11 protein-coding genes and 1 pseudogene are annotated in these 12,704 nt (G+C 61.8%); 4 read left to right on the forward strand and 8 right to left on the reverse strand.

Translation table 11 applies throughout. The features are described 5' to 3' along the window. Positions 1–3,421: nSTAND1 domain-containing NTPase (locus tag AC1D14_RS19125; protein ID WP_476969020.1), on the reverse strand; the 3,421-nt coding region annotated here is incomplete at its 3' end. 585 nt (positions 3,422–4,006) lie between these two features. Between AC1D14_RS19125 and AC1D14_RS19130 the strand changes: the two genes are divergently transcribed. After that, a complete protein-coding gene (locus tag AC1D14_RS19130; protein ID WP_476969021.1) occupies positions 4,007–5,176 on the forward strand; it encodes a patatin-like phospholipase family protein in 1,170 nt (389 codons plus the stop codon). An 18-nt stretch (positions 5,177–5,194) separates the two neighbouring features. Continuing rightward, a complete protein-coding gene (locus tag AC1D14_RS19135; protein WP_230119605.1) occupies positions 5,195–5,584 on the forward strand; it encodes a hypothetical protein in 390 nt (129 codons plus the stop codon). Positions 5,585–5,900: 316 nt separating this feature from the next. On the opposite strand, the gene AC1D14_RS19140 is transcribed toward AC1D14_RS19135, so the two are convergent. Together AC1D14_RS19140 and AC1D14_RS19145 are read right to left on the reverse strand one after the other, a co-directional pair. Continuing rightward, entirely contained in the window at positions 5,901–6,650 is a 750-nt protein-coding gene (locus AC1D14_RS19140) for a hypothetical protein (RefSeq protein ID WP_476969022.1), read from the reverse strand. A 932-nt stretch (positions 6,651–7,582) separates the two neighbouring features. Then, on the reverse strand, positions 7,583–7,840 hold the full coding sequence (locus tag AC1D14_RS19145; RefSeq protein ID WP_354962164.1) for a GNAT family N-acetyltransferase: 258 nt from the start codon (positions 7,838–7,840) through the stop codon (positions 7,583–7,585). A gap of 17 nt (positions 7,841–7,857) precedes the next feature. Here AC1D14_RS19145 and AC1D14_RS19150 point away from each other — a divergent pair, with 17 nt between their 5' ends. Continuing rightward, entirely contained in the window at positions 7,858–8,043 is a 186-nt protein-coding gene (locus AC1D14_RS19150) for a hypothetical protein (protein ID WP_230119607.1), read from the forward strand. A gap of 28 nt (positions 8,044–8,071) precedes the next feature. Here AC1D14_RS19150 and AC1D14_RS19155 read toward each other — a convergent pair whose 3' ends face one another. Continuing rightward, entirely contained in the window at positions 8,072–8,380 is a 309-nt protein-coding gene (locus tag AC1D14_RS19155; RefSeq protein ID WP_230119608.1) for a hypothetical protein, read from the reverse strand. A gap of 600 nt (positions 8,381–8,980) precedes the next feature. Beyond that, positions 8,981–9,346 carry a WD40 repeat domain-containing protein gene (locus AC1D14_RS19160; RefSeq protein ID WP_354962162.1) on the reverse strand — a complete coding sequence of 122 codons (366 nt, stop codon included), beginning with the start codon at positions 9,344–9,346 and terminating at the stop codon, positions 8,981–8,983. 152 nt (positions 9,347–9,498) lie between these two features. Here AC1D14_RS19160 and AC1D14_RS19165 point away from each other — a divergent pair, with 152 nt between their 5' ends. Beyond that, entirely contained in the window at positions 9,499–10,008 is a 510-nt protein-coding gene (locus tag AC1D14_RS19165; protein WP_230119609.1) for a hypothetical protein, read from the forward strand. 437 nt (positions 10,009–10,445) lie between these two features. On the opposite strand, the pseudogene AC1D14_RS19170 reads toward AC1D14_RS19165, so the two are convergent. The 3 genes and pseudogenes from AC1D14_RS19170 to AC1D14_RS19180 all read right to left on the reverse strand — a co-directional run. Then, positions 10,446–11,184: pseudogene (locus tag AC1D14_RS19170) on the reverse strand (IS3 family transposase); the annotation flags it as partial. Positions 11,185–11,661: 477 nt separating this feature from the next. Continuing rightward, positions 11,662–12,177: a hypothetical protein gene (locus tag AC1D14_RS19175; protein ID WP_476969023.1), complete on the reverse strand. Its 516-nt coding sequence runs from the start codon at positions 12,175–12,177 to the stop codon at positions 11,662–11,664. Next, positions 12,123–12,704, reverse strand: coding sequence for a hypothetical protein (locus tag AC1D14_RS19180; RefSeq protein ID WP_476969024.1), 582 nt, complete (start codon positions 12,702–12,704; stop codon positions 12,123–12,125). Before AC1D14_RS19180 ends, AC1D14_RS19175 begins: the two co-directional genes overlap by 55 nt.

A 12,704-nucleotide genomic window follows, 5' to 3' on the forward strand; every position in this document is an offset into this window, starting at 1 on the left:
ACGCAACACTCGTCACCGCATCCCTGTGTCCGGTCAACGGTTTGCCAAGGGCCCGGCCCGTCTCCGCCTCCCAACGCCTTATCGTGCCATCGGTACTGCCGGAAACGATCCGGTGCCCATCGGGGCTGAACGCAACACTCGTCACCGCATCCCTGTGTCCGGTCAACGGTTTGCCAAGGGCCCGGCCCGTCTCCGCCTCCCAACGCCTTATCGTGCCATCGGTACTGCCGGAAACGATCCGGTGCCCATCGGGGCTGAACGCGACACTCGTCACCGCATCCCTGTGTCCGGTCAACGGTTTGCCGAGGGCCCGGCCCGTCTCCGGGTCCCACACCCGAACCGTGCCGTCATTAGCCCCCGAAAGAATCCGGTGGCCGTCGGGGCTGAACGCGACACTCGTCACCGCACCACGCTTGTTTCCGGTCATCGGCTCGCCGAGGGCCCGGCCCGTCGCAGCGTCCCACAGCCGCAATATGCCGTCATTAGCCCCCGAAAGGATCCGGCGGCCGTCGGGGCTGAACGCGACACTCGTCACCGCACCACGCTTGTTTCCGGTCATCGGCTTGCCGAGGGCCCGGCCGGTCTCCGGGTCCCACACCCTAACCGTGCCGTCATTACCCCCCGAAAGGATCCGGCGCCCGTCGGGGCCGAACGCGACACTCGTCACCGCATCCTTGTGTCCGGTCATCGGCTCGCCGAGAGCCCCGCCCGTCGCAGCATCCCACACCCGAACCGTGCCGTCATTACCCCCCGAAAGGATCCGGCGCCCGTCGGGGCCGAACACGACACTCGTCACCACCCCCGTGTGTCCGGTCATCGGCTCCCCGAGAGCCCGGCCCGTCGCAGCATCCCACTCCCGAACCGTGCCGTCATTACCCCCCGAAAGGATCCGGCCCCCGTCGGGGCCGAACGCGACACTGGTCACCACCCCCGTGTGTCCGGTCATCGGCTCCCCGAGAGCCCGGCCCGTCGCAGCATCCCACAGCCGCAATGTGCCGTCATTACCCCCCGAAAGGATCCGGCGCCCGTCGGGGCCGAACGCGACACTCGTCACCACCCCCGTGTGTCCGGTCATCGGCTCCCCGAGAGCCCGGCCCGTCGCAGCATCCCACAGCCGCAATGTGCCGTCGGCACCGCTGGCGACTATCCGGTTGCCGTCCGGGCTGAACGCTGTACTACTGATTTTGGTCGCCGTTTCTATGATTTTTTGCAGTTCACGGTTCATATTAACGGCGCTTAGTAATGCGCTTTCGCCTCCCGCTGTCGAGGCAATCGCTTGCGCGGCGAGGATGCGCTTTAGACCGTTTGCATCGCCGCCGCCGCGGGTCCCTTCGAGCATGGACAGCCCTTCCGATACAAGCCGAAGAGCAGTGGCCTCGCGGTCGCGCGCGGTGGCCTCGCGCTCTGCAAAGGAGGCCCACACGAAGCCAGCCGCGGCGACCATGGTGATAACGACCGCTGATGATAGGACGATCTTGAGTATGCGAGATCGTTTCCGTAAATCCGCGGCGTGCGTTGCGGCCACTTCCTGCTTGTCGCGGGCCGCCCGTAATTCGGCATCCTGCCGTTTCTTCTCAGTTGCGAGCCGTTCCTCTTCCCGGCTTCGGGAGGCGCGGAGGAACTCGCGGGCAGGGTCCAGCCGTTCCCGGAATCCTGGTCTTCCGAAGAGTGTCTCGGCACGAGTCAGCCTTTCTCCTTCGAAGAGCCACGCCTCATTGCGGCCGCTGCGTTCCCAAGCGGCTGCGGCGCGTTCGAGGTTGTCGGCCTCCTTGAGGTCCTCCTGCTCGCTGGCCAGCCACCCGGCCAGATCCTGCCATTGGCGCAGCAGGCTCTCCAGAGCTACTTCGATCACGGTCTCCCCGAGGCGCTCGTCCCCGACCAACAAACGCCGGGCCACCATGGCATCTATGAGTGGCCGGGCGTCGTTCGGTAGATCGGACAGGCGGGCGATCCGGCGAACCGGCTGGTCGTTGTCTGGGTTGATGGTCGCCAGCCAGGGAATGAACGCAGATTTCAGCAGCTCCAGCTGGCCCCGCCGCACTGCAGGGCCCGGCGACAGCAGGGTGTCGATCTCGTGTTGCACCACCTGCTGCATTCCACCCATCGCATGGTATTCGGCAAGACGGAGATCCCCGTCGCCGCCGTAGTCCTGGTACAGGCGTGCCAGGGTCAGCGAGAGCAACGGAAGGGTGTCCGCGCCCTGAATGCTTTCTTCCAGCAGCCGGTCCACTAAAACAGTCTCTACTTCCAGTGGTCTCCCCGCGCCGGTGGCACGGGCTGCCGGGCCAAGGATGACCTCCCTAAACCGTGCGACCGGCATAGGTTTGAGCTCGTCGAAGACGACGCTCTTAAGCCCGGCCAGCTCAGGTGCGGTCTGCAATGGTTCGTAGAAGTCCGAACGGACCGTTGCGGCAACAATTAACGCCGGCACGGTCCCGACTTCGTGGTCCAGCAGACCGGCAAGCAGATCAAGGAACCGGTGCGCCTGGGGGCCGGCATCGGCACTGAAGAGCTCCTCGGCCTGGTCCAGCGGTAGGACCAGGGTGGGCGGCGACGCCCCGACCGGCACCTCCAGCAGCCGTTCGGCGGCCGCCTGCCGGGCTTCGGCCAGCCACTCCTTCAGTTGTGCCGTGTCGACGCGAGTGCACGCATCCTTGATAGCTCCCAGGGTGGGGGTGTCCAGTCCCAGACGGATGCGACTGGCATGGACCGCGCAGGCGAGGCCGCGGTCCCCGGTGAGCGGGTTGCGCTCGGGGCGCACGGTGTTCAGCACCAGGAACTGCCGGTCCTCACGCCGCAGCCGCGGCACCAGCCCCGCCCGCAGGAACGAGGACTTGCCCGCACCCGACGGACCCAGGATCACGAACAGCGACTCGACACCGGAGCTGCGCATGGTGCGCAGTGCATCCAAACCGCGCACGATCTGTCCGTCCCGGCCGAAGAATACCGCCGCGTCGGCTTCCTCGAACGGTTCCCACCCCCGAAAGGGGGACCGCCCAGCATCCTGCGGCGGCGGCCAGGCGAAGTGCTCGGCCCCGATCCCTGCACGGCGCAGCCCCTGGTGCAGCCGCCGGAGGCCGTCCGTGAGAAAAACAACAGGACTGCATTGACCGTCAATTGGAATTTCGGTGGTGGGTCCGTTGCCGAAGAGGTCGCAGCGCTGCCATTCGCCGGTGACGCCTTCCTCCTCCAGAGGCTCTAGCCGGGCACACAGAATCAGCTTTCCCAGATTCTCCGCGGTCCGGTACTCGGCCATGCATTCGCGGGAGGCCTCCCAGCTGGCAGAGAGCAGGCAGATCACCACCTCGCACCGCTCATTGGCCCGGAGCAGGGCCTCCTTCCACCGCTCACCGGGCGAAATACCCGTCACTGGATCAAGGTCCAGGAATATCTCGTCCGCAAGACCAGGGTCCTGCCGCACCAACCACCGCTTTAACGCAACCGCCTGCCAAGTGTCCCGGCTGGAATGACTCAAGAAAACACGTGACATGCCTGCACCGTAATCCACTGCTGTAAAGACGAACGGCTTCGCATCAGAAACGTCCTATGATCCGGCCGGCACCGCTGTAGAACCACACGCCGACGAGGTTGGCGCCGGCCGCCTTGTGCTGCGTACACAATGTCTCCTGCCCGTGGAAGCGAATCACCCAGCCACCCGAAGTTCACTGCCGCAGCTCCGCGGCCCCTCGGGCCAGCCTCCGTCCCGTCGGTCCGAGTATCAACGATCCGGCGGCTGCCTATAGTCAATAGTCCTCCCCGCGTGTCACGCGCTTCAAGGGTCATGGATCCGCACAATGGAGCATCTCCGGACGCCAAAGTACGCTTCCAATTGGAAGGACCGGAGCCGGCTTCGTGGAGTCTAGCCTGTAACGAACGCACCTTCGCGGATCGGCAGCCCCAGCCCTGAGGACGGTTTCCGCCCGATGGTCAAGCGCACGGCCCTGACTACCAAACCGTGTCCAGCTAGCATGGTGTTACGCAGCTCGACATGAGAAGAGGCGTCCAGATGCCTTATCGCATACTGAACCGGGACGAGCACTTCCGCTGTGATGGCAGGCCCAAGCGCATTCTTGCACTTGACGGTGGCGGGTTGCGGGGCGTGTTGAGCCTCGGAATACTGGAAAAGATAGAGGACCTCTTGCGGGAACGCCACGGCAGCGGTGATGACTTTCGTCTTTGCCATTACTTTGACCTGATAGCGGGCACGTCCACCGGGGCGATCATCGCGGCGGCTCTCGCCCAGGGCTTGAGCGTCGGCGAACTCACTGAGAAGTATTTCAGCCTCGGGTGGCGGGTGTTTGAGAAAAGCCGGTTGCGCCAAGTTCTTCTCCGCGCCAGGTACGACGAGCAGGCCCTGGTTGCGGAGTTGAAGGATGTCTTCGGTACGGACACCACCTTGGGCGGCTCCGAGCTGCTGACCGGATTACTGGTGGTCATCAAGCGCTTGGACAGCGGCAGTCCGTGGCCGGTGAGTAACAATCCCAGCGGCAAGTATTTTGTTGCCGGGGCCAGCGGCAGGATGGGTAACCGGGACTATCCTCTCTGGCAGGTTGTCCGGGCCTCCACGGCTGCGCCGTCCTTTTTCGAACCGGAAACCATCACCATCACGGGCGGACGCAATGTGAGCCCGGTGACCGGCAGCTTCGTCGACGGTGGTGTCAGTCCCTTCAACAATCCTGCCCTGCAGGCGCTCATGTACGCCTCTTTGGAGGGCTACCGCGTGGGCTGGGAGACCGGTGCCGAGAAGCTGCTGCTGGTATCGGTCGGCACAGGCGCGGCGGATCCTGCCGTCAGCCAGGCAAAGCTGACCGCAAGTCACGCCGTGCGGGCGCTGAAGTCCGTGCTGCAGGACTGTGCCGTGCTGCAGGAGACGATGCTGCAGTGGATGTCCGCCAGCCCTACCGCGAGGATGATCGACCGGGAATTGGGGGAGCTGGAGGGTGATCTTCTAAACGGTGCCCCGTTGATGAGTTACCTGCGTTATAACGTGGACCTGCGTCCGGCGAGTGTCCGCAGCCTGGACGGAACCCTTGCCGCAATGGACTTCGTCACCTCGCTGAGCGCCATGGATGTCCCCGGAAATATGGAGGTCCTCCACCGGCTGGGCAGGCTGGCCGCGGCACGGGATATGCGGGAAACTGATTTTGGTGGGGTTTTTGACCTGCCGCAGGCGTGAACGGAAAGGGGACTTTTTATGAGGGAGCTCCGTCGCTACAGGCGCCTTCCGGACCAGTACGTGGTCGCCATTCCTTTGCGCCTGGACACCGAAGGATTCAGCTACCGCAAGTGGGGCGGCGAACAGCAGTGCAAACCCGGGGACTGGCTGGTGGACGACGACGGCGACATCCACACAGTCGACGCTGATGTCTTCGCCGCCACCTACCTCCAGCTCCATCGGGGTGCTTATGTGAAATGCACCCCGGTCTGGGCTGAGGCTGCCCCAGAAGCCGGCAGCGTGGTGACCAAGGAAGGCCGCACACACTACAACAGGGGCGACGTCGTCGTGTTCAACAACGAAGACGGCACCGATGGCTACGCGATGACCGCCGAAAGATTCGAATCACACTACGAACCCGACGAATAGGGAGTTCCCTGGCTGGAGTTCCCGCACTCCGCTCCTGTTTGCATGTCACACCGCACGACGCCTAATCCGGTTAAGTCGGCGAGGACGCCCTAGGCTCCATCCGTGGTGCCTCACGTCAAGATGCTCGTGAAACGGTTGTGCGTGCCTCACGTATTTTTGCTCGCGTGGGAGACGGGCGCATTGCCTGGGTCTTGTCGGCGGCGGGTTGATGAGCTGGAGCTGGATGTCCGTGATTCCGCGGGTGAGATTGGCGGGATTTGTTGCGTTGAATAGGGCCTCGAGTTCGGCGGCTTTCCCTGGTGTGAGCACACCGGAGTCAGTGACCCGCTGGTAGGGGGTTTGGGGCCGATCGTAGCTGCGGGTCTTGTGCCCGTTCCGGTTCTCCCTCCAGCCGGCGGCCTTCTTCGTGGCGGTGAACATGTTGAACCGGATCCGCACCAGGGCGTAGAGCTCGTTCAGGAGCTGCAGTTCCAGGGTGGTGTCGTACCGGTAGTGGAAGGCGTGCCGGCGCACGATGCCCCCATTTTTTCTGCTCCACATGGGCGTTGTCGTTGGACTTGTAGGGCCTGGCCCGGGTGAAGTAGATGTCCCGTGCCGTTGCCCAGCCGACGATGGCATGGTTGATGAACTCCCCGCCGTTATCGGTGTCCAGGCCTGTGAGCGGGAACGGCAGACGGTCCGCGATCGTTGCCCCGGAGACGGCCATCAGCTGGTCCGGGACTCCGGGGCTGAACCGCACGTTCTTCAGCTCACCGCAGGCCTCCAGCTTCGGCAGCCACGGTCCCATCGTCGCCGCGAGATACTTGCCCGAGGGTATGCCGGCCAGCCGCCAAACCCTGATCAGCGCCGTCAGCGTGTCATATCCATAGGTCCGGGGCCGAGGCTTCCGCCGCGCCTTCCGGACCGGAGTCTTACGCTTCAGCGCCGTGGACAGGGCGCGGCGGGCATTGGCCCGGGACCAGCCAGTGACAGCGACGAGATCATCCAGAATCTGCCCCTTGCCCTTTTTCGTCGCCCGCGCATACTCCCCCGCGGACGCCCTGGTGATCTCCCTGCGCGCTGACAACGACAACCCCTGGCCCATCCATCATGGTCCCAGCAGCACCCGGAGCCGGACCCGTTTCGCGAGCATTTCCAAAATGAGGCACGCACCCCATTTCGCGAGCACTATTCGTGAGTCTCGTCGAGGGCTATCGCCGGCGACCCGCAAGAATTAAAATCATGTATGGAGTTTCTGGTGAGCGTGAGCTGCCTCGTAGGGAAATCACCTGAAACCCAGGAACTCCGTTAGGCTGCTGGGATTCCTCTATGGAAAAGCTGCAGGCGTCTAGTCCTCTGAGTTCATCCTTCGACAGATCGACGAATCGGGATTGGTGCCTACAATCAATCTGTTCCGCCAAGCGCTCGGAATTGCGGGCCAGTTGCGCTCCTGCAAAGCTCTAATCAAGCCAGAGAGCGCCACGGGCTTTTGCGCGGCTGTTTGATGCACCGCGGCGTGGATGCGGGGACGTCCTTTTCCGGCTCCCGCGGAGAACACACCCCGGCCCCGTCGGAAAGCGTTTTATCCCCCGCGTTTCTGGCGATATTTCAACGTCGATAACCGGCGTTCCAGTAGTTCAAAACTTTGCAGAATCTGTAATTGCGATGAATCGGCAGGGTACCGACGGGGTTGCGAAACGCTCTGGCACTTGGAACGCCCAGCATCTCCAGCCGCTCACCGTCCCATAACTTCGAGCACGTCGAACACGGTTCGGAGCAGCGGCGGGGCGACGCTGCATGCCGTGATCCAAAGTCCCGCGACCTGGATCCGGGTGCCTTGCCAGTGCCTTGTTCGTTCACCTGAGACCACCTGCTCCTTCGACTGCGGTGACCGAGGATCTGGAAGGTTGTTGCGCTTGCGACTTCCAGGGCCGAAATGAGTGCAGGAATGTGTACAGTCGTCTCAAAACTAGGCTTTGCAGTCGCAACTTGCGTCTCTCTGGCTTCGGACAATATGTATCAGCGGCTCATCTGGATTAGAGGAATTCCTTCCCAGTCTTCGACGACCTTTCTCGTACCATTGGGGCTAAAGCCGTTACGTCGATAAAACGCTTGGGCTCGCGGGTTGTCTTGGGCCACCCACAGCATCGCATTTTCCGTGCCAATGGTGGCCTCCAGGAGCCGTTGTCCGAGCCCAGAACCGTGATAAGCGGAGAGTAGATAGATGCCCCAGAGCTCGGTGACTGAGCTTGTGCCGGGGGTATGGAGCCAGAAAATCCGATCAGGCGTCCGTCATGCACGGCGACCCAATGCCGGGCAGCATGTGGTCCCGTGAGAATTTGGGACCACTGCGCAATGCGGTCCGCGGGGTTCTGCTGCTCGAAGAAGTTTGCCGACAGCAGGCCAGCATACGCTTCGCGCCGGCACCGGGGGTGAAGGTCCCCGAGCTCTTCGGCATCGCCGGGTTCTGCATGGCGTAAGTCCAATTCTGTTTCCATCGACTAATTTCTATCGGCCGATGTTCTTTATTTCAAGGTGTTTCGTCATGGCGTCTGCAGCATCGTTCCACCGTGTTGCGAGGGCCTGCGGGCTCAATGGCTGAAACAGGCTGTTCAGGACCTTCTCGACCGCGTCATACGCGGCATCCCTGACCCGCTCCTGCGCGGCCAGGCTGCAGGAGCCCGGCATGGTGTTTGATGCCGGGGTTCTAGGCTGTCGAACCCTCGCCGCGTTGACTGTGGCGGACCCGGGGCTGGTGGGGATGGCGAGAGCTGGTCCGCCGGGGAGGCCTGGGGCATCGCCGGCGCCGCGAAACATGATGCTTATCATTTTTGATGTTCCCGTGACTAGAAAGGGTCGGTTCCTGATTGATTGGAAATGGATAAACCTCGAGGGCCCAAGTTCCGGTTCCGGATCCGTGTAACCCCGTAGCTCTATGTTGCGTCCGCGTTGGAATTGGGCACTACCGTGCCAGCACGCTTTTCCGAGAAGCAGGGTCCCTGCAAGCGCCCGGCGGTAGTGTTCCTCAAGCAATCACGATGAGGTTTCGGGGCGACTTGAACTGGTCATTGCAGTGCGGTGCTCAGGTGGACCATTTACAGCATGGGAAGGCTCTCGTTTCCCCTGCCGGTGGAGGTTGCAGGCGTACCGGCCGTGATAGGAGGGGCCGGGCAGCGCGTGTGGTTCCCTGTTGCTGAGACATTCTTTTTGAAGCGCTGCAGTGCTACGAAAATTGGGACATTCGTCGCGCCCCATGTGAGGTGATTGGGCCCCCTTACTTTCCTGCATTCCTCAGGATATTCCTGCCGATACCTACCGCTGGGGCAGCCCGGTTTCCGCGACATGACTGGCCGTCGTGCTGCCAGCAGGAACGGCCATGCTCGGGCAAACCTCGATGAAATCGATGCCCGGTGAGACTCACTCACGCCACTGTTCGTGGCTGATGTTCAGGGTGAGCTTTGCACATAGCACGTCTGGCCAGACTGGGGGCCCTGGCCACAGCCGGACGGTGCCGTCGGCACTGGCGGAGGCAATCCGGTTCCCATCGGGGCTAAACGCCACACTGACCACCCTGTTCTTATGTCCAATCAGCGGTTCACCGATCGGTCGGCCGGTTGGCCGAGGGGCTGGCCAGTCTCCACGTCCCACTGCCCAGCTCGTCAATAGGGTTGTGCACGACAGGGGCGGATTCGGAACACCGTCGCCGCGGGGCGTTTCCGGGGAGCCTGCTTCTCGGAAACCGTGCTGGCACGGAAGTGCCCAATTCCCACGCCGACGCAACATGGAGTTACCGGATTAAACGAATCCGGAAACGGAACTTGGGCCTCTCGAGGTTTATCCAATTCCAACCAATTAGGACCGACACGGCTGCTGCCATCGCTATGTGACACATGAGCCAAGGACGTCCACCCGATCATCACCCAGGAGCGTTAATCATGTTTTCCAAAGGAACACCAACAAAAGAATCCCGCACTGCACGCCGCAAAATTGCTCTCATAGCCGCGGCTTCGCTCGCACTGACAACCGTTCCCTTCGCCTTGGCCGCCCCGGCCCAGGCAGCCACCACCAAAACTGTCTGCACGGTCAAAGCACTGAAGCCCGAATTCGCTGGATACACCATTTACAAGGTCACGAAGGTCAACTACAAGATAAAGGTGTACTGCGAGAAGGCCCGGGACGTGAACATCAAGCAAGAACGTTGGGAAGATGACTACACGTATTGGCCCCCCTTCGACGGCAACGATTTCTTGGGTGCATCGTCATGGAAATACCATGTTGGGGCCGGCAAGACGCTGATCATCAACAACGTCCGCACGCTCGTCAACGGGGAGCCCGGAAACGAGGAAGTCTTCCACAAGGCTGCCATCCAGGAAGGCTCGAGAGACCTTGACATCTGGACGGATTGGTCCAAGTGGAGCGTCAGCGCCAACCTCTCGATTTCGTAAATGCCTCACAGCACGGCGGTCTGGTGGCTGGGATTGTAGGTCGTCTCGGTTGGCTTGCCGGTGGAACCAAGCGGCCAACTGACCTTCGCGGGATTCGGGAATAGATCACGCTGTCTGTGACAGTTTGAGGTTTCGTTTGGTTGGTTGATCCAGGTTTTCTTGGGCGCGGGAATAAGAAAGAAGAGGGGCGGTCCACCAGGACCGCCCCTCTTCGGCCTATCTGGTCTGAGAATACGACAACAACTGGTCAATCCATCCCTTGGAACGCGCCAAACCACCGAGGACCTTCATCCGCTTGATCTGGGCCCCCGACCTGCGGAGACCGCGGTCAGACGCTCAGAGGATTCCGAAGCGGAGCTCATCGTCGAAGTCTTCACCCCGGCCCTAATCGTTCGACAGTTCAAGGCACTGGTTTGGCCCCGTTAGCAGTCCAGCGCCTATGCGATAGCTAATTGGTTTTCTTGCGTCCAGGTTTCCCAGTCGCGTTTCGGTGTCATGCCGTCCAGGGATCCGTGGGGCCGTTCATGATTGTAGATAGCTTTCCATTCCTCGGCCAAATACTTCGCTTCGGACATGGTGTCCATGATTTCTCCGGAGAGTTGTTCCCTTCTGAATTGGGCGTTGAAGGACTCGATGAAGCCGTTCTGGCAGGGTGCCGCGTCGATGAATGCGGTGTCGACCCCGGCGGTATTGCACCACTCGAGTAGCGCGGGCGGCAGTGAATTCCGGCCCGTTGTCACACATGACGTAGGTCGGAGCGGTGCCGGTTTCGTCGATGACGTCCTCCAGCACCGCGACCACGTCCGAGGCCTTGAAAGGCCGGCACGGAATGATGGCCAGCGCGGTGCGCGTGTATTCGTCGATGACGTTGAAGGACCGGATGTGCCAGCCGCAGGAGGTCACGTCGGACTGGAAGTCGAAGCTGACCACATGCATCGGATACTCGGCTATGAGCCGTTTCTGCTCCCCGGCGGGCCCGGTGCGGCGCTTCTTCCGCGCCCTGGGTTTACAGGCCAGCCCTTCATCGCGCCAGAGCCGGCGCACGCGCTTCCTGTTCAGCACCACGCCGTCCCACTCGGACTGGGCCAGCAGGTGCCAGCGGGCCTTCCGCCAGCCCCAGGCGGGGTGTTTCCCTGCGATAGCACGGAGGGCTGCCCGGAGATGGGCTTCCTCGAAGCCCGAGGAGTGCGTGTAGCTACATGCGCCATCGTTGCCACATATTCCTTTGCCAGCTGCTCTGGCTGGAAGGAACTCGATCGAACACGCTTGGCCTCAACAAGGACAAAAGAGCCTGGAGAAGTGATGAGAGCGTCTGGCTGCACCACCAGCTGGTTAGTTCCTGACCGGTTCGGCGCGAGCGTCATATCCCTTGGCAGGAATCGAAGTTCAGCTTCTTCGATCTCATTGACCAGCACATTCCTGGCGTGGTCGGCGCCTTTGTTGGACGACACGAGGCCAGCTCCACGCGCAGGAACAGGCGGGCGTCGAACAAGCCCTTGCCTACGCCGGCGGCCGGCTGGTCAAAAGGGCTCGTGCCCGGTTCTTTCATCGGCACGCAGGTTTTCGGAGCGCATCAAGCTTCCTGCGAGTCACCTTTATCGATAGTCAAATCTCGAATTCACCAAATTCACCTTGGATGAGGGCCAAGCGTTTTCAAAAGGCAGTGACGTCCGGAATTACGCAGCTAATGGCTCGGCGAAGTCGGTCGTCACGCGTACTCTGAATAGCGCGCGTAGTCCAAGCACTGAACACCTCGACCTTCCAGTTGCGGAGGTGGGACGATGCCAGTGCCAAAAGGGGCTTCTTGCGATCGTAAACCGCCAGCTGAGCGGCGAGGTCACCGGCGCTAACAGCGGCGGCTATCTTCGTTTCTATATCGGAGGCGAGCTCGGAGACGTCCAGCTCGCCCGTCCGGGCGGCGTAACTGGTAGTGAGGTCCGCGATCGACTTGTCCGCTGAGAAGTCAATCTGCTTGAGCATTCTGTCGATGCGTCGACGGCAATAGCTCAGGACAACCTCACTCACGTTTTTCTCGATCGTTGCATCGGCGAGGATTGCTGCCTTTAGCTCAGCGAGTTTCGTTTCTAACTCATTCCCTTCGAGGTCGTTCATCTCTAGGATCGCGCGCGAGACAGTAGGGAGCAGGAGAAGGTTCTCGATCTCCGCCACGGGCAGTATTTGGATGCCGTGGGCAGCGAGATTCGCACGGTCGCTTTCGTCGTGGCCGTCCGCGTCAACCATCCAGCGCACTGGATTCGGGTGAACGCTGCATTGCGCCGCATGGTGACGACCGAGTGAATCACGCCTTCGCAACCGCCGCGAGGCACGACCGTCCAGGCGGGATAACAAGCGCGGTAGAAGGCAAGGTCGAGGCTGCCCTGTTCGCCTTCGACGAAAAGGATCGGTTTGCGGCTGCCAAGAATCAATGGCACGAGATCCTCGCTGAAGCCTGCCGCCTCGGGCACGTTTTCGATGACCCAACCGGTAGTGGGTGCATAGCTCCGCACTACGTGCTTCTTGCCGGCGCGCGATGCTGCGAACTCTAAATCGTGCGTGATCAGGAGAAAGGCACAATCTGGACGCGCGGCTTCCAATTCGTCCCAAAGACGGCCGAGGATGGAGCGGTGAACGTGAATCTCGGGCTCGTCCATGATGAAGACTGAGCTGTGGTCGGCGACCAGCGTTTGGCCGATCAT

It is taken from the genome of Arthrobacter sp. P1_B11, from assembly GCF_056406715.1.